Source organism: Streptomyces sp. NBC_01431, assembly GCF_036231355.1.
Classification (GTDB): Bacteria; Actinomycetota; Actinomycetes; order Streptomycetales; family Streptomycetaceae; genus Streptomyces.
The window spans coordinates 312399-338426 of the sequence record NZ_CP109497.1; the positions used below are offsets into that span (position 1 = coordinate 312399).

24 protein-coding genes are annotated in these 26028 nt (G+C 69.4%); 16 read left to right on the top strand and 8 right to left on the bottom strand.

Translation table 11 applies throughout. The features are described from left to right. The first annotated feature begins 16 nt into the window (after window positions 1-16). The 9 genes from OG522_RS38780 to OG522_RS38820 all read left to right on the top strand — a co-directional run bounded on the left by OG522_RS38780 (window position 17) and on the right by OG522_RS38820 (window position 8655). A complete protein-coding gene (locus tag OG522_RS38780; protein WP_329468146.1) occupies window positions 17-1210 on the top strand; it encodes a cytochrome P450 in 1194 nt (397 codons plus the stop codon). Window positions 1211-1258: 48 nt separating this feature from the next. Further along, the gene (locus tag OG522_RS38785; protein WP_329468147.1) at window positions 1259-2434 is read left to right on the top strand and encodes a macrolide family glycosyltransferase; all 1176 of its coding nucleotides are present in this window, start codon (window positions 1259-1261) and stop codon (window positions 2432-2434) included. 208 nt (window positions 2435-2642) lie between these two features. Next, entirely contained in the window at window positions 2643-2990 is a 348-nt protein-coding gene (locus OG522_RS38790) for a hypothetical protein (protein WP_329468148.1), read from the top strand. 1 nt (window position 2991) lies between these two features. Next, complete coding sequence (locus tag OG522_RS38795) at window positions 2992-3399, top strand: hypothetical protein (protein ID WP_329468149.1); 408 nt, start codon at window positions 2992-2994, stop codon at window positions 3397-3399. After that, window positions 3399-3845: a DsrE family protein gene (locus tag OG522_RS38800; RefSeq protein WP_329468150.1), complete on the top strand. Its 447-nt coding sequence runs from the start codon at window positions 3399-3401 to the stop codon at window positions 3843-3845. Before OG522_RS38795 ends, OG522_RS38800 begins: the two co-directional genes overlap by 1 nt. Before the next feature lie 68 nt (window positions 3846-3913). After that, complete coding sequence (locus OG522_RS38805; RefSeq protein ID WP_329468151.1) at window positions 3914-5005, top strand: beta-ketoacyl synthase N-terminal-like domain-containing protein; 1092 nt, start codon at window positions 3914-3916, stop codon at window positions 5003-5005. Window positions 5006-5102: 97 nt separating this feature from the next. After that, complete coding sequence (locus OG522_RS38810) at window positions 5103-6779, top strand: phytoene desaturase family protein (protein WP_329468152.1); 1677 nt, start codon at window positions 5103-5105, stop codon at window positions 6777-6779. Between the two features lie 119 nt (window positions 6780-6898). Continuing rightward, on the top strand, window positions 6899-7870 hold the full coding sequence (locus OG522_RS38815; RefSeq protein ID WP_329468153.1) for an ATP-binding cassette domain-containing protein: 972 nt from the start codon (window positions 6899-6901) through the stop codon (window positions 7868-7870). Beyond that, the gene (locus OG522_RS38820) at window positions 7867-8655 is read left to right on the top strand and encodes an ABC transporter permease (RefSeq protein ID WP_329468154.1); all 789 of its coding nucleotides are present in this window, start codon (window positions 7867-7869) and stop codon (window positions 8653-8655) included. Before OG522_RS38815 ends, OG522_RS38820 begins: the two co-directional genes overlap by 4 nt. A 97-nt stretch (window positions 8656-8752) precedes the next feature. Here OG522_RS38820 and OG522_RS38825 read toward each other — a convergent pair whose 3' ends face one another. The 3 genes from OG522_RS38825 to OG522_RS38835 form a co-directional block, all read right to left on the bottom strand. Continuing rightward, on the bottom strand, window positions 8753-9310 hold the full coding sequence (locus OG522_RS38825) for a DUF3995 domain-containing protein (protein WP_329468155.1): 558 nt from the start codon (window positions 9308-9310) through the stop codon (window positions 8753-8755). Continuing rightward, window positions 9307-9822: a DUF3995 domain-containing protein gene (locus OG522_RS38830; RefSeq protein WP_329468156.1), complete on the bottom strand. Its 516-nt coding sequence runs from the start codon at window positions 9820-9822 to the stop codon at window positions 9307-9309. The genes OG522_RS38825 and OG522_RS38830 overlap by 4 nt, the downstream gene beginning before the upstream one ends. A 108-nt stretch (window positions 9823-9930) precedes the next feature. Beyond that, a complete protein-coding gene (locus tag OG522_RS38835) occupies window positions 9931-11139 on the bottom strand; it encodes a macrolide family glycosyltransferase (protein ID WP_329468157.1) in 1209 nt (402 codons plus the stop codon). Window positions 11140-11431: 292 nt separating this feature from the next. On the opposite strand from OG522_RS38835, the gene OG522_RS38840 reads away from it, so the two are divergent. Continuing rightward, window positions 11432-13345: an ABC1 kinase family protein gene (locus OG522_RS38840; RefSeq protein WP_329468158.1), complete on the top strand. Its 1914-nt coding sequence runs from the start codon at window positions 11432-11434 to the stop codon at window positions 13343-13345. A 123-nt stretch (window positions 13346-13468) separates the two neighbouring features. Continuing rightward, window positions 13469-13678: an MbtH family protein gene (locus OG522_RS38845; protein WP_329468159.1), complete on the top strand. Its 210-nt coding sequence runs from the start codon at window positions 13469-13471 to the stop codon at window positions 13676-13678. Between the two features lie 79 nt (window positions 13679-13757). Here OG522_RS38845 and OG522_RS38850 read toward each other — a convergent pair whose 3' ends face one another. Then, entirely contained in the window at window positions 13758-14534 is a 777-nt protein-coding gene (locus tag OG522_RS38850) for a PIG-L deacetylase family protein (RefSeq protein ID WP_329468160.1), read from the bottom strand. Window positions 14535-14629: 95 nt separating this feature from the next. Further along, window positions 14630-16783 carry an MMPL family transporter gene (locus OG522_RS38855; protein ID WP_329468161.1) on the bottom strand — a complete coding sequence of 718 codons (2154 nt, stop codon included), beginning with the start codon at window positions 16781-16783 and terminating at the stop codon, window positions 14630-14632. A 517-nt stretch (window positions 16784-17300) separates the two neighbouring features. Between OG522_RS38855 and OG522_RS38860 the strand changes: the two genes are divergently transcribed. The 4 genes from OG522_RS38860 (at window position 17301) to OG522_RS38875 (ending at window position 20770) form a co-directional block, all read left to right on the top strand. Continuing rightward, window positions 17301-18329 (top strand): polyprenyl synthetase family protein, encoded by a 1029-nt coding sequence (locus OG522_RS38860; RefSeq protein ID WP_329468162.1) that lies wholly within the window; start codon window positions 17301-17303, stop codon window positions 18327-18329. Between the two features lie 90 nt (window positions 18330-18419). Then, a complete protein-coding gene (locus OG522_RS38865; protein ID WP_329468163.1) occupies window positions 18420-19961 on the top strand; it encodes an acyl-CoA carboxylase subunit beta in 1542 nt (513 codons plus the stop codon). Further along, window positions 19958-20221 (top strand): acyl-CoA carboxylase subunit epsilon, encoded by a 264-nt coding sequence (locus OG522_RS38870; protein WP_329468164.1) that lies wholly within the window; start codon window positions 19958-19960, stop codon window positions 20219-20221. The genes OG522_RS38865 and OG522_RS38870 overlap by 4 nt, the downstream gene beginning before the upstream one ends. A gap of 75 nt (window positions 20222-20296) precedes the next feature. After that, complete coding sequence (locus OG522_RS38875; RefSeq protein WP_329468165.1) at window positions 20297-20770, top strand: diadenosine tetraphosphate hydrolase; 474 nt, start codon at window positions 20297-20299, stop codon at window positions 20768-20770. A 320-nt stretch (window positions 20771-21090) separates the two neighbouring features. Here the strand turns inward: OG522_RS38875 and OG522_RS38880 are convergent, their stop codons facing one another. Then, window positions 21091-22014: an SDR family oxidoreductase gene (locus OG522_RS38880; protein WP_329468166.1), complete on the bottom strand. Its 924-nt coding sequence runs from the start codon at window positions 22012-22014 to the stop codon at window positions 21091-21093. An 86-nt stretch (window positions 22015-22100) separates the two neighbouring features. Between OG522_RS38880 and OG522_RS38885 the strand changes: the two genes are divergently transcribed. Further along, complete coding sequence (locus OG522_RS38885; protein WP_329468167.1) at window positions 22101-22667, top strand: TetR/AcrR family transcriptional regulator; 567 nt, start codon at window positions 22101-22103, stop codon at window positions 22665-22667. Between the two features lie 99 nt (window positions 22668-22766). Here OG522_RS38885 and OG522_RS38890 read toward each other — a convergent pair whose 3' ends face one another. Together OG522_RS38890 and OG522_RS38895 are read right to left on the bottom strand one after the other, a co-directional pair. Then, the gene (locus OG522_RS38890) at window positions 22767-23699 is read right to left on the bottom strand and encodes a LysR family transcriptional regulator (protein WP_329468168.1); all 933 of its coding nucleotides are present in this window, start codon (window positions 23697-23699) and stop codon (window positions 22767-22769) included. A gap of 101 nt (window positions 23700-23800) precedes the next feature. Next, complete coding sequence (locus tag OG522_RS38895; RefSeq protein WP_329468169.1) at window positions 23801-25678, bottom strand: glycoside hydrolase family 9 protein; 1878 nt, start codon at window positions 25676-25678, stop codon at window positions 23801-23803. Between the last annotated feature and the right edge of the window lie 350 nt (window positions 25679-26028).

The following is a 26028-nucleotide window of genomic DNA, read 5'->3' on the forward strand; positions in this document are numbered from 1 at the left end:
CGAGGAAGGAACTTCGATGAGCGCCAACGACATCGCGGGCGGTGCCGTACGGGAAGAGGTGAATGCCGAATTCTATGCGTGGCTGCGCAGGATGCGGGAGACCGAGCCGGTCGGCTTCGATGCGACGACCGGCCTCTGGTCGGTCTTCGGGCACGCCGAAGCCGTGCAGATCATGGCCGGCCCCGAGGTCTACGGCAACGACCTCTCCGAGATCACCCCGCCGCAGGAGGACTACGACGTCTTCTTCAAGGGGAACATCGCGGGGATGGACGAGCCTCGGCACCGGAAGTTCCGGCAGCTGGTCAGCAAGGTTTTCAGTGCCCGGTACATCGCCGGTCTGGAGGAAAAGCTGACGGCCATCGCCACGGAACTCCTCGACCGGATCGGCAGCAGGAAGCGGTTCGACCTCGCCAAGGAGTTCGCCACTCCCTTCCCGGTGACGGTGATCGCCGACATCCTGGGTGCGCCCCGTGAGGACGGTCCCCGCCTCGCGAAGTGGGCGAGCACGGTGCATGCGGGCGAGGACACCGGAGTGGACGGCCTCACACAGGCCGCCGAGGGCATCCGGCTGCTCAACGCCTATCTCTTCGACCTCATCGAGCAGCGCCGCGCCAAGCCCGAGGACGACTTGATCAGCCTGCTGATCGGGGCCGAGCTCGAAGGCCGCCGGCTGGCCGACGACGAGATCGTCGGTTTCGTCGGAGTGCTGCTCATGGGCGGGATCAGCACCACGGCCGCGCTGATCACCAACATCGTCCTGACCTTCGACCGGTTCCCCGAGCAATGGGCCGAGGTGCGCGCAGACCGGGCGCTCATCCCGCAGGCCATCGAGGAAGTCGTCCGTCTGCACCCCTCGTTCAGCCAGTTCCTACGGATGACCAGGAGGGAAACGGAGCTCGGGGGACGGCTCATCCCGGCCCACTCGATGGTGAAGGTGTGGGTCACGTCGGCGAACCGCGACGCGACGGTCTTCCCCGACGCGGAGCGTTTCGACCTGCACCGCGAGGGCCCCCGGCACATCGGGTTCGGCCAGGGCATCCACTACTGCATCGGCGCGCCGCTGGCCCGGCTGGAAGGCCGGATCGCCTTCGACCTGCTGCTCGACCGCTACCCCGAGTACCGGATCCTGCACGAGGCCGGAGTCGGCCTCCTGGACACCGCGGACATGATCGGAGCCTCGCGCCTCCCGGTGGCGGTCACCCGTGCCTGACCAGCGGGTTCGACAGGAGACGGCGGGACCGGAGACGGAGAGACAGCCATGCACATAGCCCTGTTCAACATTCCCGCGTACGGACACGTCACTCCGACACTGGCCGTCGTCACCGAACTCGTGCGGCGCGGCCACCGGGTGAGCTACGCCGTCACCGAGGAATTCGCCTCGCAGGTACGTGCCACGGGCGCGCGCCTGGTGCCCTACACCACCACCCTGCCGTCGGCGACGAGGGCCGAGGACTGGCCCTGGGACGATCCGGTCGCCATGGCCTCGATCGCACTGGACGAAGCGGTCGCCATTCTTCCGGGACAACAGGCGGCCTTCGACGGGGACCGGCCCGACCTGGTGCTGCACGATTTCGGCGCGCTCACCGCGCGACGGCTGGCGCACCGCTGGAACGTCCCCGCGGTCTGTCTGGCGTCAACCCATGTCTCCGGCGCCGATGCGGCGGAGCGCGCCCAGAGCCTGGAGAACATGGAGATCTGGCTGGCCGATGACCCGCGCTGGAGCGAACACCGCCGCAAGTTCCGGAAGTTCCTCGACGAGGGCGGGCTTGACCTGTCGATCGACGACTACACGGGGTTGCCGGAGCGTTGCCTGGTACCCATACCCAGGGAATTCCAGGTCAATGGTGAGGCTGTGGACGCCCGATACACCTTCGTCGGACCGTGCATCGGAGACCGCGAATTCCAGGGGGAATGGGCGGAGCCGGATGCCGGACGGCCGCTGCTCCTGGTCGCTCTCGGGTCCGCGGGGAGCAAGCAGCCCGAGTTCTACCGCCGGTGCGTCGAGGCTTTCGGGAACACGCCGTGGCAGGTGGTGATGTCGACGGGCGGGCTCGTACCGGACGCGCTCGGGCCGCTGCCCGCGAACGTGCAGGCCTACCCGTCGGTCCCGCAACTGCGGGTACTGGCGCGGGCGAACGCGTTCATCACCCACGCCGGCATGGGTTCCGCCCTGGAGGCGATGTACCACGAGGTTCCGATGGTGGCCGTGCCGCAGGTCAACGACCAGTTCGTCAACGCCGCACGGATCGAGGAACTCGGCCTCGGCGTCCATGTGCCGCTGGACGAGGCCACCCCCGTGGAGCTGCGCAAGGCGGTCGACGACATCGCCGGCGACCTGGGCATCGCCGAGCGCCTGGCCGCGATGCGCCGGTCGATCGACGCGGCCGGCGGGACGGCGGCCGCTGCCGATTTCATCGAGCGCCTGCTGCCCTGAACAGAGCACGACGAGTGAGTGGGCCCCGAGCCCGGTGAGAGGCCGGGCTCGGCGCGGGCCCTCTGCACCGGCTCGGCGACTTCTCCTCCATGAGTACCGGGAGGAAATGTTGGCAGGACTATGCAGCCGCACTGGAGTTCGCTGCAAAGCCTCATGATGCTTACCCCCGTCGCAGTCCAGTTCGGTTGAGCGAAGGTGTTCTGTTTTCATGGCGAATGCGAAGGCGGGGAATATCTCCCACCTGCTGGTGGAGAGTAAAGGCCCCTGGGCAGGCCCCTCTTGCGCCGGTTTTCTCCGGGACGCGGTCGAGCTGGCCGAATCCGGACAGCGTGTGCGGATGCTGCTGATCCAGGACGGTGTCGCGGCGGCACTGGACGGAGCACTGCCCGCGGCGCGGGAGCTGGCCGACGCCGACGCCGAACTGTGGGTGGACCGCTTCTCGTTCGAGCAGCGCGGCCTGCCGGAGGCGGCGCTGCCGGCGACGGCCCGGCTGGTGGACACGGCGGAGATCACCGCGCAGATCCTCGAACCGGACGTGAGGGTGGTGTGGCACTGAGATGGCGCTCAAGGTTCCGCACACCGATGTCCTGCTGACCCTGATGGGCGCGCCGCACGAAAGCGATCTGATCACCACGGCGCTGCGGCTGTCCCAGTCCTTCCTCGACCGGGGCGCGACAGTCCAGGTCTGGGCCTGCGGTTACGCGACCATGCTGACCCAGCAGGGCCTGGGTGAGACGAAGCCGCGCAACCTCGCCGAGTGGTCCACCGAATATCCCTCGATGGCCACCCTGGTGAGGGAGCTCCTCGGCTCCCACCCCGGGCGCTTCCACTGGTACGCCTGCCGGTTCTGCAGTGACGACAGGGGAGCGGTCGCCCACCTTCCCGAGGTTCCGGTACGGGCTCCGGCGAAGTTCGCCGAACATGTCGCCGCTGCCGACAAAACCCTGTTCATGGGGGTGATGTGATGGTGCCGGAATCCCCAGCTGAGACGGGCTCGCACCCCGCCGCCCCGTACGTGGCAGATCCCCGGCGGGCGCTCGCGATCATCGAACGGGCCTATCGGGGCGCCCTGGAGACCCAGTACTCCGACGCCCTGTACTGCGCCTTCCTCTTCCACCGCCACCTCGGCGGACTCGACGTACTGCTGCGCGGCCCGGCCGTCACCCATGCCTCCCACCGCGGCCGTACTCCTCAACTGCGGCTGGGAAAGCGGACAGTGACGACTCTCAACGACCCCCGGGGCGGCGTCGAGGCGCTCCTTCGGTCCGGGGTGAGGGTCTGGGCCGAGGAGCCCGCCCTGCGGGCCCACGGCCTGGACCCGGACAACGACCTGCTCGCCGGTGTGGGAAGTGTGGCGGCAGGTGTCATGGCAACCCGATGGCCCGACTATCACGCGGTGTTCTATCTGTGAGCAGGGTCGATGGGCCCGTCCTGCGTACCCGGATGCGGAGTTCAAGGAGTGAATCGACTGTGAGCGGGATGGTCACTGAGGTACGTGGTCCGGTCATAACGGGGTGGTCGGCGGTGTCGCCCTACGGCATCGGCCGTGAGGCCTTCATGGAGGGTGCGCGGTCGGGACGTACGACCGCCGTGGCGCTGGACTCCGAACAGTGGTCGGGACCCGACCAACAGGCCTGCCTGGTACCGGACTTCGACATCCGCGGCGAGCTCGGCCGCAAGGGCACCCGTTCCATGGACCGGGTCACCGGCCTTGCCGTCACGGCGGTCGGCCGACTGCTCAAGGACGGCGGGGAGCCGATCGGCGACGAGGGCGACGACCGGGCGGCGCTGGTGCTCGGCACCAACACCGGCAGCGCCCAGAGCATGATGGCCCTCACCCACGACACGTTCGTCCAGGACAAGCCCTATCTCGTCGACCCCGCCCAGTTCCCGAACACCGTGATGAACTGTGCGAGCGGTCAGTGTGCGATCTGGTACGGGTTGAAGGGTCCCAACGCGACGGTGGCGGGGGGTCGTTCGTCGGGTTTGCTGGCGTTGAACTATGCGCGGCGGTTGCTTGCGGCGGGGCGGGCTCGGACGGTGTTGTGTGGTGCGGTGGAGGAGTACTCGTCGGCTCGTTCGTGGCTGGAGTGGCACACCCGGGGTGACGATGAGTCGGATGTCGTGCTGGGTGAGGGCTGTGCGGTGCTGCGGCTGAGTCCGGCGGACGCGGTGGCCGAGAGCGAGCGACTCGCCGAGGTGCTCGCTGTGGAAGCCGCCGTGATGGGCCCCGACGGCGCTGCCGCCCCCGTGGCCGCGGTCGTTGAGCGGGCCCTGCGGCGAGCCGGGGCGGGACCTGAGGACGTCTGGGCGGTTTCGCCCTCGTCCCCGGCCGGCGCGCTCGGCGGACAGGAGCGATCGGGGCTCCAGTCGCTGTTCGACGGGTCCGGGGTGCGGTGGGTGCCGCAGCCCGGCGTGATCGGCGACAACGCGGCGGCGACGGCGGCCTTCCAAATGGTGTCGGTCCTCACGGCCGCACAGGACGCGCCACAAGCCCGCGGCCGGGTCGCGGTGATCACCTCCGTCGACCGCGACGGCGCGATCGCGTGTGCCCTGCTGCGGCTGCTCTGAGACACCGCGGCGAACGCCCTGGCAACTTGCGGCCACATGCCCACCGGGCCTGCGGTCATGGGGACTTGAGTGACACGACGAGGAATGGACGGCCTGAATGCCTAACGAGGACGAGTGGGATGCCATAGTCGTCGGCTCCGGACTCGGCGGCCTGGTCTGCGCCGCCTATCTGGCGGTCGGCGGACACCGGGTGCTGGTACTCGAACAGCACGACGTCGCGGGCGGCAACAGCCATGTGTTCCGCCGACGCCGCGCCTACGAGTTCGATGTGGGCGTGCACTACCTGGGTGACTGCGGCCCGGACGGGGTGCTGCCCGCGATCTTCAGCGGGCTCGGTCTGGAGAAGCGGGTCACCTACCGCGAGATGGACCAGAGCGGTTTCGACCGCATCGTGATCCCCGGCATCACCATGGACATGCCGGCCGGCTGGGACAACTACCGGCAGCGGTTGCGGGAGGCGCTGCCTCAGGACGCGGCAGGCATCGACACCTTCATCGACATCAACGCGAAGCTGGGTGCCGAGATGCGCTCGGCGCTGCTGTCGGCCGAGGATCTGACCATCACCGAACTGGTGCGGCGGACCCCGACCACCGTGCGGTGGGGGCGGCGGCCGCTGTCCGAACTCCTCGACCACTGCGGCCTGTCGACGCGGGCCAGGACGATCCTGGCCGCGCAGTCGCCGAACTACGGCATGGGCCCGGACCAGGCCAGCGTCTCCATGCACGCGACCGTCACCGACCACTACGTACGCGGCGCGTACTACCCCGAGGGCGGCGGCCAGATGCTGGCTGCTTCGCTGGCCGAGGTCCTCGAAGCACACGGCGGAGAGCTGCGCACCAAGACCCGGGTGGAGCGCATCCTCGTCGAGAACGGCAAAGTCACCGGGGTCGGTCTGACCGACGGCGCCCTCCTCAAGTCCCCGCTGGTCGTCTCCAACGCGGACTACCGCCGTACCGTGCTCGACCTGGTCGGCGAGGACCACTTCCCGCGCAAGCTGGTGGCCAAGACCCGGGACGCGAAGATGGGCCTGCCCTTCGCCACCCTCTACATCGCGCTCGACCGGGAGCTCCCGGCCCGTCCGAACGCCAATCTGTGGTGGTACCGCGACGACGACATCGCCACGTACTACGAGCAGCTGGCGAGCGGGAGCATCGACCCGGTGCCCTTCCTGTTCATGTCCTTCGCCTCGCTGAAGGACCCCGGTGCGCGCCACGTCTGCCCGCCCGGCCACACCAACTTCCAGGTGATGACGCTCTGCCCGCCCGACTACGAGCGCTGGGGCGTCGAGACCGGGCCGGCCGACGGCGAGCGCTACCGCCGCAAGGGCGTCTACAAGGATCAGAAGGCCAAACTCACCGAGGCGATGCTCCAGGCGGCCGAGGAGGCGATCGGCCCCTTCCGGGAGAGCATCGTGCACTTGGAGGCGGCGACCCCACTCACCCACGAGCGGTACACGCTCTCCACCGGAGGGACGCCGTTCGGCCTCGCGGAGTGGGGCGGCGCGGGCGCCCGCCCGGACACCCGGACCTCCGTCGACGGACTGCACGTGGTGGGTGCCAACACCCGTTACGGCAGCGGAATCACCGGTGTCGCGGTCGGCGGCATCGCGTGCGCTGCGCAGATCCTCGAACGCCGACTGATGCACGAGGTGCACTCGGGCGCGGTCCTCGCGGACGTCGACCTGCTGCCGGAGCGGCCGCAGGACTGGGACCCGCTGGCGGTCTCCCGGGGTACCGCGCGCCGCACCGCGCGCGGCCTCGCCCGGATCGGCTGACGGTCGCCGGGCACAGCGCGCACGTCGGGCCGCGGTCAACGGCCGGGCCGCGAAGGAACGTGAAAGGCCCGGCACTGCGCGGGCGGCAATCAATTCGGAGTCTCTTCTAGGCGGTGGATATGGACATGGCGATCGAAGCAGAAGGGCTGTGCAAGCGGTACGGCGACCACGAAGCGCTGAGCGGTGTCGATCTTTCGGTACCGGCCGGCACGGTGCTCGGCGTGCTCGGCCCCAACGGGGCGGGCAAAACGACCGCTGTACGCATTCTGGCCACCCTGCTCACCTCCGACGGCGGCCGCGCCAAGGTGGCCGGCTACGACGTGGCGGACAAGCCGCAGGAGGTGCGCAGGCGCATCGGCCTCGCCGGGCAGTACGCGGCGCTGGACGAGCGGCTGACGGGCATGGAGAACCTGACGCTGATCGGCAGGCTGTACCGGCTGGGACGCAAGGGTGCCAAGATCCGTGCCGCGGAGCTGCTGGAGCGCTTCGAGCTGACGGATGCCGCCGACCGGGAGACCAAGACGTATTCCGGCGGTATGCGCAGGCGTCTCGACCTGGCCGCCAGCCTGCTCGCCGACCCCGAGGTGCTCTTCCTGGACGAGCCCACCACGGGCCTCGACCTGACCAGCCGGATGACGCTGTGGACGATGGTCCGTGACCAGGTGGCCGCCGGTGTCACGGTACTGCTCACGACGCAGTACCTGGAGGAGGCGGACCACCTCGCCGACCGGATCACGGTGATCGACAAGGGGCGGGTCCTGGCCGACGGCACGCCCGACGAACTCAAGCGCAAGGTGGGCGGTGAGCGGCTCGACATCGCGCTCACCGACCAGGCCGACGCGTCCGAGGCGATCCGGGTGCTTGCCAGGGCCACGGCTGCGGAGCCCACGCTGACGGACGAGGGGCGCGGCGTCTCGGTGACGGTGGCGGCGGGGATGGACACCATCGCCGACGTCGCGGCGGCACTGCGCGACGCGGGTGTGGAGGTATCCGACTTCGCCCTGCGCCGGCCGTCTCTCGACGATGTCTTCCTCAGCCTGACCGGCCATGAGAACAGCCCCGAGAACAGCAAGGAGAAGGCGGCATCATGAGCGAGCTGGTCAGCGACACCTTCGCCCTGACGGGTCGGCACATGCGGCATATCGCCAGGGTGCCCGAGAAGCTCATCGGCGTGACCATCGGACCCGTGGTCCTCGTCCTGATCTTCGGCTACCTCTTCGGCAGCGCGATGTCCGTTCCGGGCGGCAACTACCGCGAATACATCATGGCCGGCATCTTCACGCAGGTGATGTTCTCCGCCCTGGGGACCAGCGCCGCGGGTGTCGCGGACGACCTCAACAACGGTCTGGTCGACCGCTTCCGCTCGCTTCCCATGTCCCGGTACGCGGTCCTGCTCGGCCGTACCGTCTCGGACCTGGCGATGACCGCGCTGAGCTGTGTGGTGATGGCGGTCGTGGGCTCCCTCATCGGCTGGCGAGCCCACAACGGCCTGCTGAAGACCATCGCGGGCTTCGCCCTGCTCCTGCTCCTCGGCTTCACCATGTGCTGGCTCGGCGCGCTGCTCGGCCTGCTCGTTCGCAGCCCGGAAGCGGTCAACTCACTCGCCATGCTCATGAGCATGCCGTTCACCTTTCTCTCCAACGCGTTCGTGCCGCTCGACGGACTGCCGCGCTGGCTCCAGCTGATCGCCGAGTGGAACCCGATCAGTGCGGTGGTGAGCTCCTGCCGTGATCTGTGGGGCAATCCGGGGACGGTGGTCAGCGGTGCGCTTCCCGCGCAGCACCCCGTTCCCACGGCGCTGCTGGTGCTCGGCCTGCTGCTCGCGGTGGTCGCTCCGCTGGCCGCCCGCGCCTACCACCGGGCCGCCGCCCGTTGACGTCGACGCAGCCGAGCAGACGAGAGCGCCTCCCGGGTGGTGTACCGGGAGGCGCTCTCGTCTGTCTCTTGTGTGTTGGTCCCACTGTGCTGTGCCGTCAGGCGGCGACGTGATGTGCGAGCGAGCGGCGGTACCACAGTGCTGCCAGGGCGAACAGGACGCCGCCGAGGGCGAAGTAGAGGTCGATGGTGGTGCCCGACCACTGCGTGTAGGCGCTCGGGTGGGCGTCGCCGGAGACCTGCTCCTCGGTCATCCCCATGAGCCCGTTCTTCATCAGGCCGGTGTCGCGCACCACGGTGTCCACCACGCCCGCCACTCCGCGAACGAGCAGGAGAGCGGCCCCCGTCCAGGTGCAGCAGTGCAAGATCCAGCGTGGCACGGCACGGCCCCACGGCCGGTGGAGCGCGAACGGGACGAGCGCGCCGACCAGGAACATGCCGCTGATCACCACCGCGAACACCCAGTCACCGACGGTCCTGGTCTGCGGCACCGTGGCACTGGCGTCGCCGAAGCCGAAGGTGCCGCCGAAGTACCAGTAGACATGGAAGGCGATGAAGACGATCACCCAGATGAAGGCGGCCCGGCAGACCGTGCGCAACGCGTTCGGGGAGGTCGCCGGGGCGCCGGCCGTCCTGGTCTTCTGGTCCGTGCTCATGAGTGCACACCCTCCGGGGCTGCTGGGGCCGGCCGCGTGCGGCGGGCGTAGGAGCGGGTCGTGGGGACCAGGAACAGTCCTCCGGCGAAGAAGAACGAATTGATGGCCAACGTGCTCCAGAACTCGTCCGCCGTCATCTTGGGAACCGATGAGTCGAACACCCCGACGACGCCCCGCGGGGTGATCCCGGTGGCCACCAGAAGGTTCTCGACCATCCCGGGGCCCCCACGGACGACCAGGAGCACACAGCCGATGACGAGCGGGAGCAGGACCAGCCGACGGGACAGCACGCGCCCCCAGGGGCGGACGGTGGCGAGGGAGAGCACCGCGCCGACCACCGACATGAAGATGACCCACGAGTCGTACACGATGTACGCGGTATAACCCCAGGGGCCCGCGGTGCCCACGTCGGAACCCGGGAAGATCGCCATCCAGGTGTGCCACAGGGCCGAGGCCGACATCCAGACGAACGAGGCGTACGGGGCCCAGCGGACGCCCTTGGTGTCACTCATGGCGACCACCCTGCCCGCGCCGCGGACGACCGGCATCCGTCCTCTGGATGATCCGCCTCCCCCCGTCGGATTAGGACGAGCCGCGGCGAGGGTGACGCGGCCTCGGCGTCAGACTCCACGAGCGCCCTCTGCCAGCGACTTCTCGATCAGGTCGGCGGCCTCGGCGGCGCCTCCGCTCGCCCGGATCCGCTGCTTGATCTCGGCCAGCCGCTCGGCCGCCGCGGTGTCGCCGACCAGGCCGAGCACCTCCTCGCGCAGCCGCTGGGGTGTCACCTCCCCGGGCGGCAGATGCCGGCCGATGCCGCGGGAGGCGAGGATCCCGGCGTTGTCGATCTGGTCGAATCCCTGCGGCACGGCCACCATCGGGACACCGAAGTACAGGCCTTCCAGCGTCGAGCCCATGCCGCCGTGGGTGAGGAAGGCATCGGCCCGCGCGAGGACCTGCAACTGCGGGACGCTGTAGTGGAGTTCGACGTTCTCGGGCAGGACACCGAGGTCCTGCGGGTGGATGTGCCTGCCGGTCGCCAACACCACATGCCACTCGGATCCCGCGAATGCCTCGATGCAACTCCGGTAGAACGGCAGGGAGTTGTTGTAGACCGTGCCCAGCGAAGCGAGCAGCACCGGCCGGTCGTCCGCCGGGGCCTCCCAGCTGCCCTGGAAGCTCCGACCGTCGAGACAGGGACCGACGAAGTGGTACCGGTCGTCGAGAAGTTCGGCGTCCTTCTGGAACTCACGGGGCAGGGTGGCGAGATACCGGTTCGCGCGGCCCCGGTAGACGAACTCGTCGATCGGAAGTTCCGCGCCGTTCGAGTCCAGGAACTCCTGGAACCTGCGCCGGTGGTCCGCCCAGTCGGGATCGTCGGCCAGGAAGTCGTAGAGCGGCGCCAGTTCCTCGGCGATGTCCGGTCCCGCGACATGGGTCGGTGAATTGCGCACCGAGGGCACGCCCCACCGTTTGGCCAGGATCTGTCCGGCGAACGAGGCGTAGTCGAAGAGCACGAGATCCGGACGGTCGTCCTCGAACGCCGCCGCCAGCACCGGAAGGGCGGCGACCGAATCGTTCAGAAACACATCGGACATCGCGACGGCGTCGTCGAGCGGGAAGTGCTCGCCGCGTTCCGGGGAGGGAAAGGTGGAGGGGCACAGGATGGGTGTGGCCCCGGCCGCGGCCACCCGCGGGGCGAATTCCTCGCTCGTCGCGTAGCTGACCCGGTGGCCTCGCCGCACCAGTTCGCCCACGATCGCCAGTGTCGGATTGATGTGTCCGGCGGCCGGAATGCTGAAGACCGCCACATGGGCGGCAGGGGAGATCATCGAAGTCTTCTTCCGTCGAGATGGCAGGTTGCTGCCACGGCCGCGGGCGGGCCGGCGTCTCCGGCGGGCAGCCTTCCGCCCGAACCGTGCCATGTCCCGCGTGAGTACAGAAGACAGTTACCGGCCCCCCTCCTGCCCTGTCGAGCGCTCGGGCAGCTTGCTGCCACACCGGTGTGGGGGGCGCATGTGGTGCCTAGGTTGGACTGATCCCGATCGCGTAGTGGAGCAGGTCTCACTGGAAATGAAAGTTGCCGAGTATGTAAGTGCCGGTGTCGTTTTCGTTGTCTTCCTGATGGCTTTCGCGAAGGGCGCGGGCCGTCTCCTCGGGCTACGGGTCGGTTTGATCAGGGCGTTTCTCGCCGGGATCGTCGGGATAGCCGCACTGGCGCTCTTCAGTCTGGTGATGCAGCGGCCGGAACAGGGCGGCTTTCTCACCAGCGTCCAGTTCGGCAGCACTTTCGTCGTCGCCATGGGATTTCTGGCCGTCACGGAGATCTTCCTGCCCGGTGGCCTCGGCCCGTCCTTCGGCTGGCTGCTCGGACTGCGCGCCCGGCTCGCCCGAGCGCGCCGGTACTCACACATCAGCTCCATCGCCGTACGGCACGGGCTGCGGCCCTATCTGCTGGGGCGTAGAGGCGCGTCCGACGACGGGCGGCCGAGCCGCAGCGACGGCCTCGCCCGGCCGCTGCGCCTGGCGTTCGAAGAAGGCGGCGCGACGTTCGTCAAGCTGGGCCAGATGCTGTCCACCCGCGACGACCTGCTGCCCCCGGCATTCGTAGCGGAACTCAGCCGGCTCCAGTACCAGGTGCCTTCGCAACCCTGGCACGATGTCGAGGCGGTGCTCATCCAGGAGTACGGCAGGCCGGTCGAGGAGGTCTTCGCGGAGTTCGACCCCGAGCCCCTGGCCGCGGCGTCCATCGCCCAGGTCCATCTGGCCCGCCTGAAGTGCGGCAGCGAAGTGGTGGTCAAGGTCCAGCGGCCGGGGATTAGGCCCGTGGTGGAACGCGACCTCGAAATCATGTGCCGGATGTCGGCGATGCTGGAGGTACGCACCCGCTGGGCACGCACTCTCGGCCTCGGCGAACTCGCCGACGGGTTCGCCCGATCGGTGAACGAGGAGCTCGACTTCCGGATCGAGGCGCGCAATCTGGCGATGGTCACCGCCGCCTGGGCCCGGCGGGCCGAGAGCACCGGGACCAGGGACGTACTGCGGCTGCCGGCGGCGTACGAGGAACTCTCCAGTGAGCGCGTGCTCGTCCTGGAACGCCTGCCGGGCATGCCCATCAGCTCCGCGTACGAGAAGCTCGACACAATGGAGGTGGACCGACGCGGCCTCGCCCGCAGCCTGCTGGCCAGCGCCCTCCAACAGGTGCTCGTCGACGGCACGTTCCACGCCGACCCGCACCCCGGCAACATCCTGCTGCTTGACGACGGCAGCATCGGACTCATCGACTTCGGCTCGGTCGGCCGGCTCGACGGACGGCTGAAGTCGGGGCTGCGGAGCTTTCTGCTCGCTGTCCAACAAGGCGATGCGCCGATGCTGTGCGACGCCCTCCTCGATGTGGTGGCCCGTCCCGAGGAGATCAACGAACAGCGCCTCGAACGGGACCTCGGCCGCTTCATCGCCCGCCATCTCGCACCTGGCATCGCCCTGGACATCCAGGTCTTCACCCAACTGCTCCGCCTGGTGTCGGATCACGGCCTCGCGATGCCGCCCGAAGTGGCCACCGTCTTCCGGGCGTTCGGCACTCTGGAGGGCACGCTCACCAGGATCTCGCCCGGGTTCGACATGATGTCCGAGTCCCAGCTGCTGGTCGGCGAGCGGCTCTCCGCACCCGCTGGCGCCTCCGCGGCCGGCGATACGGTGCGCGGTGAACTGTTCGAGGCGCTCGGACGGCTGCGGCGCATACCCCGCCGTCTCGACCGTGTCACCAGCGCCCTGGAGCAGGGCAGGCTGACCGTCGGAGTACGGCTGTTCGCGGACGCGCGCGATCGCCGATACGTCAAGTCACTGGTCCACGACGTGCTGCTCACCTTCATCGGGGCGACCACCGGCATCCTGGGGGCCATCCTGCTCGGCATCCGGCGCGGGCCGATGCTCACCGCCGAACTGGGACTGTTCGAGCTTCTGGGCTACAACCTGCTCGTGGTGTCCGCGACGCTCCTGGTCAGAGTGCTGTTCGACATCTCCCGGCCACATCGCTGAGCGACGGTCCGCCCGGTCCGCTTCTTGACAGCAAACTGCCGACCAACTTGCCGGGGTCTTCCGGCGGCTGGCTACATGGAGCCAGCGAGCCGACTCGCTTCATTCATACGGAGGGACCGAGCTGTGAGTAATCCATTCGAGGCCGAGGACGGCACCTTCTACGTCCTGGTGAACGACGAGGGCCAGCACTCGCTGTGGCCGGCCTTCATCGACGTTCCGTCCGGCTGGCGCGTCAGTTTCGGCGAGGCCGCTCGCCAGGCGTGTCTTGACCACATCACTGAGAACTGGACGGATCTGCGCCCCAAGAGCCTCGTGGACGCCCAGGCCAACTGAGCGCGGCGAGCGGCGGACGGGCGGGACCCCTGGGATGGGGTCCCGCCCGTCCGCCGCTCGCTGTCCCGGCCCGGCGAGGTCAGTTCCGGCCCGGCCGCACCGGCCAGAACAGCTCCGCCCGCCTGCCGGACCGCGTGTGGGCCGCGGCATGCCGGTCGAAGGACAGCCGGAAGGCCTCGCCCGAGGGCCAGAGCATGGAGTGCTGCGAGCGGTACTCCTCGATCGCCCGGTACTTGGCCTCCCAGGCGTCGTCGGAGGCCGGTTCGGCCACCGCGGTGCCGAATCCGCCGGTGCGCAGCAGGTACGGCCGCTCGGCTGTCTGGTGTGCGTAGGGAAGGTCCTCCCAGCACTGGACCGGCACGTCGGCGCCGACCGCGGCGAGGACAGCGTCCCGGGTGCGCCGATGGTCGATGTGTTCTCCCACCGCCGCACAGGTGAGCACGAGGTCGGGCTGACGTTCCGCCACCTGCGCCGTCACCGCGTCGGCGAGGCGCGCGGCCAGCTCGGGCTCGTCATCGGTGTCGTACTCCCTGGACGTACCACCGAGGTCCATCAGCCATGAACCGTCCTTGCCCGTACGGTAGATGACATCCAGGAACGGGCCGTGCACGGGCTCGGCTCCCAGCAGGCCCAGGGCCTTGTGGTCCTCCAGATGACGCAGCGGGACCGGGGCGTCGCCCAGTTGCCATTCGGCGTGGAACAACTCGGCCAGTGTCGAGTGGGGCGGCGTGGGGACACCGGCGAACAGAGTGGTGACCGTCACGGTCGCACCCTGCCCGGCCAGTTCGAAGAGGCGGGCGCCGGCGGACAGGACGGCGTCGTCGAGGTGGGGCGATACCGCGAGTATCTGGGGCACGAATTCCTCCGGGCGCTGAAGGGGCTCGGGAACGGGCGAGCCGCCCGTCCGCCGGAGGGTCGTCCGGCGGACAGGCGGCGGGATCCCGATGAGGGTCAGGAGTGGCTGCCGGTGGTCACCGGCTCCTTGCCGGGCTCGGCGACGGGAGACTGCGGCACCGGCTGCTGACGGCGTCCGGGCCACCAGGCCTTCGGGCCGATCAGCGCGGTCACCGTCGGCACCAGGAGCAGCGCCATCACGAACGCCGTCAACAGGATTCCGAACGCCACCGCGAACCCCATCTGCTGGAGCATCGAGTTGTCGGCCAGCATCAGTACGCCGAAGGTGCCGGCCAGGATGACGGCCGCGGAGCCAATGGTCGGGGCCGACTTCGAGACGGCGAGCCGTACGGCTTCGGACGGGGACTTGCCGTGCAGGATCTCCTCACGCAGCCGTGCCACCATGAGGATGTTGTAGTCGGTGCCGATCGCGACGACGAAGAGGTACACGATGATCGGCAGCATGAAGAGCAGGCCGTGGTCGCCCTTGACGTTCTGGAAGAGCAGGACGGTCGAGCCGAGCGTGGCGGTGAAGCCGAGGCCGACGGCGACCATCAGATAGAACGGCGCCACGGCGCTGCGCAGCAGCAGCCCCAGAATGATCATGATGGCGAGCCCGGCGACCGGGAAGACTACCTTGTAGTCGTGGTTGACCGCGGACTCGATGTCGGCGAGCACCGCCGTCTGGCCGCCCACCAGCGCCCTGGTGCCTTCGGGCGCGCTCGTGTGCGCGGCATCGCGCAGCTTGCCGGAGACCAGATCAATGGCCTGCTCCGAGGCGGGCCGGTACTTCAGGACCACGTTGAACAGGGCGACATCGCCCTTGGGGCTGACCTGGGCGGGCGAGACCTCACCGACGCCGTCGACCTTGGACAGCGACTCCTTGTACGAGTCCAGCCCGGCCTTGTCGAGCTTGGCCCCGCTCAGCGACTCGACGTACACCTGGCTGGGGTCGGTCTCACCCGCGGCGAAGCTCTTCTGCAGATCCGCCATGGCCTGCACCGACTCAAGCGACTTGGGCAGTGAACTCTCCTGGTCGAACTCCGACTTGAAGCCGAACACGCCGACGGCGAGCACGGCGAGCAGTCCGGCAGAGACGGCGGCGACCGCCGCGGGGCGCCGGGCGACCAGGTTGCCGATGCCGTTGGACACCCGGTTCCGCGGCGCCCGCTTCCACGCCTTGGAAGGCCAGAACGCCTTGGTGCCCAGGAGCGAGAAGACGGCGGGTACCAAGGTCAGTGCGGCGACGAGCGTCACGGCGACCGAGATGGCCAGCGACGGGCCCATGGCCTGGAGGCTGCCCATGGTGGAGAGCGTCAGGGCGAGGAAGGCGACCATCACCGCGCTGGCAGCGGACGCGATGGTCTCGCCGACCCGGGTGACGGAGTCGATCAGGGCCTGCTTGGGCTCCTGGCCGGCCCGCAGGTACTCCCGGTAGCGGAACAGCAGGAACAGCATGTAGTCGGTACCGACACCGAAGAGCACGACGATCAGGATCGCGGTGTTGCCGCTGTCGGCCTTGAGCCCGAAGAGCTTGCTGGCGGTCGAGATCAGGCCGTTGGCCATCATGAACATCAGCATGATCATGAGGACCGGCAGGATCGCGATGAGCGGGCTGCGGAAGATGGCGCCGAGCAGAACGACGATCAGCAGCAGCGTGGCCATCATGATCATGGCGTCGGTGTTGCCGGCCGAGTCGGCCGCGTCGACGTTGGTCGCCGAGGGGCCGGTGACGGCCATCTTCAGCGAGGTGCCCTTGAGGAGCGTCTTGCCGTCCGCGCGCATGCTCTTGACCGAGTCGCCGGCCTTGTCACCGGGGTCCTTCTCGGTGGAGAAGACATTGGCCAGCGCGATCTTGCCGTCCTGGGAGACGGCCTCCGGGCTGGTCTGCACGGACTTGAAGGTGTCGTACTTCTTGGCGTTCAGCGCGCCGGTGATCTTGCCGACGTCGGCCTTGTCGGCCCCCGAAAGAGGTGCCCCGTCGGTGCGCTGGAAGACCACGATGGCGGTCGCGGTCTCCTGCTGGGGGAAGGCCCGCTCCTGGATCTTCCCGACCTGGACCGACTCGTAGTGCGAGGGAAGGAAGTCTGCCTGGTCGGTACTGGATTTGAGCTCGGGGGCCAGCGCGGCCAGGGCGACCGCCGCGATGATCCAAGCCACGATGGTCAGCCAGGGCCGGTTGACGGAGAACCGTCCTATCCGTCCGAACATGACGCTCCTTCTGAATGGGTTTTTGTGTTGTTCGCCATGCCCTGTCGAATGTCCGAGAACTTCCAAGGGGCTCAAGGGATTTCAAGAACACGACATTTATGTCGACGGCCCTTGCGGAGAGCCCCAGGAACGGCGACTCTGAACGCTACGGGGCCAAATTCCGTCCGTGCAACGTGCGGCCGAGAATTTCGGACCTCGGGCTGAGGCGCCTCCGCCGCACGGGGGAGAGTTGACTCCCCACCTCGGGGGATGCGCCGGACAGACCGCTCCTGCAAGCCTGGAACCCGGCCTGCCCGACAGTCTCGGCCATCCCCCGCGGGCTGACCGCCCGGACCGCCGGCTCTGTCAGGTTGTTGACAGGAATTCAGAAATTCCCCTGCGGTACGCGCGGAGCGGACACACCAGGTGTCCTCTTGCGGACAGGCCTCACCGAATTCCTGGCCCGGTCCGGCAGGACGTTTCTACGCTCCAGCATGGAGTGCCACGGCCGTGGGGAAAGCGACCCGGAGGAGAGCGGATGGCCGCGCTGACGGCAAAAATGCGAGGACGGTCGCTCTTTTCCCGGCTCACCGTGCCGGAAAAGAAACTGGAGCGCAGACTGCTCCGAAATCTGGAGCTGGTCGAAGCACGCCTGGAGGACTGCGCCGGGCGTGCGGCAGACCCTCGCGTCACCGAGATCGTCGGCCACCTCGTCGCGGCGGGCGGCAAACGGATGCGCCCGCTTCTCACGCTGATCGCCGCCGAGTTCGGCGACTCCTCGGCCCCGGGCGTCATCGACGCCGCCGTGGTCGCCGAGCTGGTCCACACCGCTTCGCTCCACCACGACGACGTGATGGACCGGGCCGCCATCCGCCACGGCGTCCCCAGCGTCAACGCGCAATGGGGCAACTCCGTCGCGGTCAAGGCGGGCAACTGGCTGCTGGCCAGGGCCGCCCAACTCTCAGCAGGCCTGGACGCCTCGGCGGTTCCGCTTCAGGCCGAGGCCTCGGAGCGGCTGATACTCGGCCAGATACAGGAACTCGCAGGCCCGGCGCGCCCTGAGGACCGGCTTTCCCACTACTTCGGCGTCATCTCCGACAAGTCGGCGGCCCTGATCTCCTTCTCGCTGCGGCTGGGAGCATTGCAATCGGGCGCGCCCGCTCACGTCGGAGAGGTTCTCGCGGAGTACGGCGAGCACCTCGGCGTCGCGTTCCAGATCTCCGACGACCTGATCGACATCACCTCCTCCCCTTCACTCCTGGGCAAGGAGCAGGGAAAGGACCTCGCGGTCGGCGTCTCAAGCCTCCCGGTCCTGCTCGTGCTGAGCGACGCCGATCCCCGCAACGACGAACTGCGCGCCCTGCTCGCCGGTCCGGAGGGGCTACGGGGCGAGAGCCGGCGCAGGGCACTGGCCCTGCTCCAGGAGTCACGGGCGATGGACCGGGCCGGCGCGATCATGAACGAGCACCTGGCCAAGGCTCGTTCGGCCCTGGCCGAACTGCCCGTAGGGCCGCCGCGGCGGGCCCTCGACGGACTCTGCGACTTCGTGGCTTCTCGCAAGCAGTAGCCGACATCAGACACGGATGCTCCGGGCGCCCAAGACACGCTCGCGCGGCCCACGATGGGGGAACGACTCTTGACACTGGACACAGGCACCATGCGTGAGCGCACGGTCGAGCTGCGGGGCATCAAGGACGAGGTCGAGCGCGGCAGCGCCAAAGCCACCGAACAGCAGCACGCCAAGGGGAAACTGACGGCCCGAGAGCGGATCGCGCTGCTCTTCGACGAGGGTTCGTTCCAGGAGGTCGAAGCGCTGCGCCGGCACCGGGCGACCGGGTTCGGGCTGGAGGACAAGCGGCCGTACACCGACGGGGCCGTGACCGGCTGGGGCACGGTGCACGGCCGCACGGTCTTCACGTACGCCCACGACTTCCGGATCTTCGGCGGCGCGCTGGGCGAGGCCCACGCCACGAAGATCCACAAGATCATGGACATGGCCCTGGCGGCCGGTGCCCCGCTGGTGAGCCTCAACGACGGTGCGGGCGCCCGGATCCAGGAAGGCGTCTCGGCGCTGGCCGGTTACGGCGGCATCTTCGAGCGGAACACCAGGGCATCCGGGAGCATTCCGCAGATCAGCGTGATGCTCGGCCCGTGCGCCGGCGGGGCGGCCTACAGCCCGGCGCTGACCGACTTCGTCTTCATGGTCCGCGACACCTCGCAGATGTTCATCACCGGCCCCGACGTGGTCCGCGCCGTGACGGGCGAGCAGATCTCCCAGAACGGCCTCGGCGGCGCCGATGTGCACGCCGAGATGAGTGGAGTGGCACACTTCGCGTACGACGACGAGGAGACCTGCCTGGCGGATGTCCGCTATCTGCTGTCGATGCTGCCGGACAACAACCGCCAGGCCCCGCCCGCCGTTTCCGCCACCGACCCGGTGGACCGCCGCTGCGATGTCCTGCACGACCTGGTCCCCACCGACGGCAGCCGGCCCTACGACATGCGCCAGGTGATCGAGGAACTCGTCGACGGTGGCGAGCACATGGAGGTCCACGAGCGCTGGGCGATCAACGTCATCTGCACCCTGGCCCGACTCGGCGGCCAGGTGGTCGGCATCGTCGCCAACCAGCCGCGGTCGCTCGCCGGTGCCCTCGACATTCACTCCTCGGAAAAGGCCGCACGCTTCGTCCAGTTCTGCGACTCGTTCAACATTCCGCTGGTCACGCTCGTGGATGTGCCCGGTTTCCTGCCGGGCGTGGAGCAGGAGCACGGCGGGATCATCCGGCACGGTGCCAAGCTCCTCTACGCGTACTGCAACGCGACGGTGCCCAGGATCTCGGTCGTGCTGCGCAAGGCTTACGGCGGCGCGTACATCGTGATGGACTCCCGCTCGATCGGCGCCGACCTCTCCTACGCCTGGCCCGCCAACGAGATCGCGGTCATGGGCGCCGAGGGCGCCGCCAATGTGGTGTTCCGACGTCAGATAGCCGCGGCGGACGACCCGGAGAGCACCCGCGCCCAGCTCGTCAAGGAGTACAAGACCGAGCTGATGCATCCCTACTACGCGGCCGAGTCGGGTCTGGTCGACGACGTCATCGACCCTGCCGAGACCAGACGGATCCTCATCCGTTCACTGGACATGCTGCGCGAGAAGCATGCGCCGCTCCCGGTGCGCAAGCATGGGAACCAGCCGGTATGAGTGACATCGCAACCGGAGCCGAAGGGGCCGCGGACCCCGAAGCCCCCACCCTCGCGGGCCCGCCCGCTCACGTGCTCATCCGGGTCGACCGGGGGAACCCGACGGGTGAGGAACTGGCTGCGATATCAGCGGTGTTGGTCGCACGCGCCCGCAATTCACGCGCCGCCCAGAGCCCCGCGGTCGACCCGCGCCGCCCCGCGCGCTGGGCCGGCCCCGCACCGGGAAGCTGTTCGCCCCGCTCCTGGCTCTTCCTGCGATGACCGCGTCGCCGGACGCAAGCGCTGCCGGTTGTCAACACCTGAGGCGCTGCTTGATGTTGGGTAGGGTCGCCGATCATGACTGATGACTGGCGCAACGACCGGATCGGCAGTGCCCTTCGGGGCGAGAACCCTGCGGTGCTCCGCAAGCTGAACGCGGGATTCGCGGTGATCGGGGACGTCCAGTTCCTGCCGGGGTACTCGGTGCTCCTGGTCGACGATCCCTCGGTGCAGCGGCTGTCGGAGCTTCCGAAGAGCAAGCGCCTGGCGTTTCTCTCCGACATGGACGCGCTGGGTGAGGCCGTCGAACGCGCCTGCACGCGGCTCGACCCGGCGTTCCGGCGGGTCAACCTGGAGATCCTGGGGAACGCCGACGCGTTCCTGCACGCGCACGTATGGCCGCGGTTCGACTGGGAGCCGTCCGATCTCGTGAGCCGACCGGTGTGGCTGTATCCGCGCGAGCGGTGGAGCGATCAGCGGTACGCCCTTGGTCCGCAACACGACGCGTTGCGCGAGGCGATCAACGAAGAACTGGGCGGCCTCCTCTCCTGAGGGGTCCGGACCCGACGACCCGGCAACGTCCGTCGGGCGGTCTGGATACCGGCGTTGTCCTCGGCGAGGCGGGCTGCCGGCGCGGCCGGATCGCTCCGGCGGGCCGTGCCACGGGCCGTACTCGACGGGGTGGCGGCGGCCCACCGGACGATCACGGCAGCCCGTGGCGCTCGCCGGGCCGCCGCTCGGGCGTTCGCGGCCGGTCAGGGGCCGGTACCGGGCCGGAGCGTCGCACCATCGCCCCAACTACCGCCAATTCAGCAGGAGTTGGGATCCGGCCCTCGGTCGGGCCCGCTCTCGCTCCTCTCCTGTTTCTCGGGTCAGACGCCGGTGGCGGAGGTGTGGAAGTAGTGCCCCTGGTCGAGGTCTTCGAGGAGGCCGGGGAGGGTGGGTTGCCAGTCCAGCAGCTCGCGGGTCAGGGCGCTCGACGCGGGCGAGTCGAAGCCGACCAGGCCGCTCAGCCAGGTGAAGTGCTCGGCTGCGGCCTCGGGTGCCACGGAGGCCACCGGCACGTCGAGGTGGCGGCCGATGACCTCTGCGACGTCGCGGATCGTGACGCCCTCCTCCGCGACGCCGTGCAGTACGGATCCTGCGGGCGCCTTCTCGACCGCCAGCCGGAACAGTCGTGCGGCGTCGAGGCGATGGACGGCCGGCCAGCGGTTGCTGCCGTCGCCGAGGTAACCGGAGACACCCTTGGCGCGGGCGGTGGCGACCAGCATCGGCATGAAGCCGTTGTCGCCGTCGCCGTGGCAGGTCGGGGAGAGCCGCACCACGGAGCTGCGTACGCCGCGCGAGGCGAGGGCGACCGCCGCCTGGGCGGTGGCCGCTCGCATCAAGAACGGTGATCCGTCGATCGTGGCCGTGTCCCGCTCGGTCGCCACCCGCCCGGGTGCCAGGCCGATCATGCCCGAGGCCAGGACGAACGGGCGGTCGGTGCCGGCGAGCGCGTCGCCGAAGGTGTCGACGGCGCGGCGATCGGCTTCGGCAGCGCCCTGGTAGTCGCCGCTGAAGGCGATGTCGTGCTTGAAGGCGAGGTGGATCACCCCGTCCGACGCGGCGGCCGCGTCCCGCAGCACGGTGAGGTCGTCGACGGTGCCGCGGACGACCTCCGCCCCGGCCGCCTTGAGTGCGACGGCGGAGGCGTCCGATCGGGCGAGCCCGACGACTTGGTGCCCCGCGTCGAAGAGTGCGGGTACGACCGCGGAGCCGAGCCAGCCGGACGCGCCGGTTACGAAGATGCGCATGGGAAACGCCCCAAACTGTCGATGTCAGTGACTGTCATCAACCGTAGCACCTGATGTCAGTCACTGTCATCGCGTAGGATCTCCGCATGGGTAGATGGGAGCCGAACGCGCGCGAACGGCTGACGGAGGCGGCGCTGGAGCTCTACAGCGAGCGCGGCTACGAGCAGACGCCGGTGGCGGAGATCGCCAAACGGGCCGGCCTCACCGAGCGCACCTTCTTCCGGCACTACGCCGACAAGCGCGAGGTGCTGTTCGCCGGTGCGGGTGCGTTGCGGGACCTGTTCGTGACCGCGGTCGCCGAGGCTCCGCAGTCCGCCGCGCCGATCGACGCGATGGCGGCGGGGCTCAACGCGGTCTCCGAGATGTTCGCCGGACGCCGTGAGCAATCGCGCCGGCGCCAGTCCGTCATCGCGGCCAACGCGGAACTCCAGGAACGCGAGCTGATCAAACTCGCCTCGATCGCGTCCGCGCTCGCCGACGCCCTGCGCCGACGAGGCGTCACGGACCCGGCCGCGAGCCTGACCGCCGAAGCGGGAGTCGCCGTCTTCAAGATCGGCTTCGAACTCTGGATCACGGCGTCCGAGGAACGCGAGATGTCGCAGTTGATGCGGGAACTGCTGGACGAGCTCAAGGCCGTGACCGCGCGCGCCTAGGCAGGCGGACCGGAGGCCGAGGGGAACGGTTCGAACCGCTGCCGGCCCAGGGCCCGGGACGGGTGGGCGGCGTCGAGACATGCGTCCAGTGGGCGGAGCCTAGGGCAGGTGGTCGTCGTCGCGTTCGCGGCGCCGTTCCGGCAGGCGGTGGCTCGTGAAGGGCCTGCTGGTGGTGAACTCCCGGAATTTCAGGGCGGCGTCCGAGAGGTGGGTCTCGCGGTTCCACACCAGGGTGAGTATCCGGTGACAGTCGGGCGCGTTCACGTGTACCCAGGCGACCTGGGCGCGGGCCTCCGTACCGGCCAGGCGGGACATCGTCGGGATGAGGCCGATGCCGAGGCCGGCGTTGATCATGTCCTGGCTGGCACCGGGCTCGTCGCCCTCGCAGGACACCAGCGGTGTGAGCCCTTCGGAGGTGAACAGCCTCTCAAGCAGCGCCCGTTGCCAGTGACCGGGGCGGGTGGTGACGAAGGGTTCGTCGGCGAGTTCGGGGATCGTCACGCTGTCGCGTCCGGCGAGCCAGTGGCCGGGCGGAACCGCCAGCAGCACGTCCTCGCGGGCGAGCTCGACCGATGCGAGGTTCTCGCCCGTCAGCTGCTGGGAGGCGACGCAGAAGTCGACCTCGCCGGCGCGTAGCTGGCGGTCCATCTCCGGCGCGTTCGACTGGAAGAGCCGGGCCTCGGCGCGGGGATAGGCGGCCCGGAAGCTGCCGAGGAGATGGGTGATGGTCAGGAGGGTCTCGGAGGCGACACTGACCCGGCCGAGCCCGGTGGCACGGGCTTCACGGACGGCCCGCCGCCCGTCGTCGAGCTCGCTCAGGGCGCGGTCGACATGGCGCAGGAACATCGCACCGTATTGATTGAGCCGGATACGGCGGCCCCGCCGGTCGAAGAGCGGGGTACCGAGATCGGCCTCCAGACGCGCGATGGTGCGGCTGAGGGAGGGCTGGGCGACCCGCAGTTCCTCCGCGGCACGGCTGATGTGCTCGTAGCGGGCGACGGCCTGGAAGTAACGCAACTGCAGCAGGTCCACGATCCACCTTCACTCATGCGCCGGGAGCCTGCGCCGGACCTCGCCCCGGGAAAGCCGGACCTGGGGACGGGGGCCGGGCGGCTCGCGAGGCGGTTCTCCGGTTACGCCGCGGACAGGGCGAAGGCGAGCAGGGCCGTCGAGGTGAAGTCGTCGGCGGGCTCGACCGTCTGCCAGGCTCCCACCTGGTCGACGTAGCGGGCGCCCTTGCCGTCGAACCGCTTCCAGTCGGCGGTGCCCGCCGCACAGGCGCGCGTCGATTCCAGGGTCTCGCCGTCACCGGAGAGCTTCTTGGCTCCGTTGGGCCCGTTGACCACCGCGCCGCGCAACACCGCGCCGCGGCCGGTGAGGCTGCCCGCCAGATTCGCCACCTGGTGGGCGGGGCAGTGCGGGAACAGTTCCCCCGTACCGATCATGAAGCTGGTGCCCCAGGCGTTGGCGCCCAGCGCCCAGCCGCGCTGCTGTCCGGCGAAGGCGTCGTAGTGGTGGTCGCCGGTCGCTTTCGCGTAGAGGACCGCTGTGGCCACCAGGCCGAAGGTGTGCGGTACGGCGTCGAAGTCCGTATAGACCGCGCCGGCCCGGAACGGGTCCTTCGCGGCGCGGCGCTCACCGTCGGTGAGTTGCCTGCGCAGATCCGCGGCGACGGCGTTCGATGGGCCAAGGCGCAGCAGGTCCGCGTGGGCCAGCGCGCTCACGTCGGAGATGCCGAGTGTTCCGAGGTTGCCCGAGGCCAGGTAGGCACGCGCCCAGTCTGCGGCCTGGGTCTGCCAGCCTCCGGCCCGGCCGTCCCCCAACGCCTTTGCCGCCAGGGCCAGTTCGACGGCTCCGAACTCCATGTCGTCCTGCCAGGAGTCCTCGGAGTAGAAAGCGGGTGGGAAGGTGGTGACCAGTTGGCGGGGGTTATGTGTGTCGGCCTGGCCATAGACGGCGGCGGCCTTCTCCAGCCACTGCCGGGCACTGGCCGGATCATTCGCCGCATCGGTCTGCGCGGCCAACGCGAAGGCGGCCGCGACCCGGCCCGCGAGGTTGGGGCTGATGGGCGCGCCGGGCTCGTTGGCGCGGAAGACCGGGCGGAACTTGACGAACTGGTCCGTGTCACCGGCACGCACTTTCAGCGCGTCGTCGGCCTCCGGCAGACGCCACACATCGTGGTCGCTGTGCAGGTCCTTGGTGCCGGCGCCTATGCCGACCTGCGCGTAAAGCGTCCGGGTGTGGCCGTCCCACATCTTGTCGAGCCAGGACAGCCCGTGCCGGGCCTCGGCCGCAAGGCCGGGTGTGGCGGGCAACGCCCTCTGAGCCAGGAGCAGTTCGGCCGTCGCGTAGGAGGCGGTGTGGGTGAACTTGAGGTAGTCCCCCGCGTCGAACCAGCCCCCCGACACATCGACGGGGCCACCGACCCGCCGCAGCGGCGCGGTCAGCTCGGTGCCGTCCCCGTTGTACTTGGGCGCGGCGTACACGCTCGCCGAGCCGTCCGTGAGGTGTGCGGGCTTGCGCCCGAGGGCGCCGGGGACGATGTCGGCACCGTCACGCTGCGCCTGGAAGAAGCGGACGTTGTCAGCGGCCAGGTTCTTCATCAGCTCGCTCGCCGGAGCCACCGTGAAGCGAGGTGAGGTGGCCTCGGCGGTGCCGGTCAGGCGCAGCCGGTAGCTGCCGGCCGCGGTGAGAGCGGACAGGTCGAGGGTGCGTATGGAGTCGTACGCGCTGTTCCACGCGCCGGTGCGGGCTCCGGGCCCCCCGGTGAGGACCGCCCGCCCGGCCTCGTCGACCACCTCGAACCGCGCCCCGGCCAGCTTGTCGTCCGGGCCCATCGCGAAGGCGACCTTGTGCTCGGCGCTGCCGTAGCCGCCCTGGTCGACCCGGATGGTGACCGGGCCGGGCCCGTCTCCGTTCGAAGGCAGCGCGTACCAGACGGCTCCCGCCGCGGCGAGGCAGAGCGCGACACTGAGGGCGAGGACGCGGGGGCGTTTGAAGCGCGAAACCATCGGGTCGGGCTGCCTTCTTTTGCTGAACGGGGAGCAGCAGACAGACCTCGGAACGAGCCGGGGGCCGGATTCGCATGGCGGCACCGGACGTTCGAGCAGATCCATCACCCGGCGGCGCCAGGTCGACACCAGATTACGTGCACTCCAAGGTCACCGACCTGCCCGGGGCGGCGACCCCAACACGCCGAACAGGCCCCTCCTCCATTGCCCTCATGAGGCGGCACATCGTAGTACGGGCCCGGCAGCCCCGGCAGCCCCGGCAGCCCCGGCAGCCCCGGCAGCCCCGGCAGTCCCGCGCAGGCTTGCCCAGCCAGGCAGCCAGCCAGCGCTCGTTGCTACGAACTGGTGCC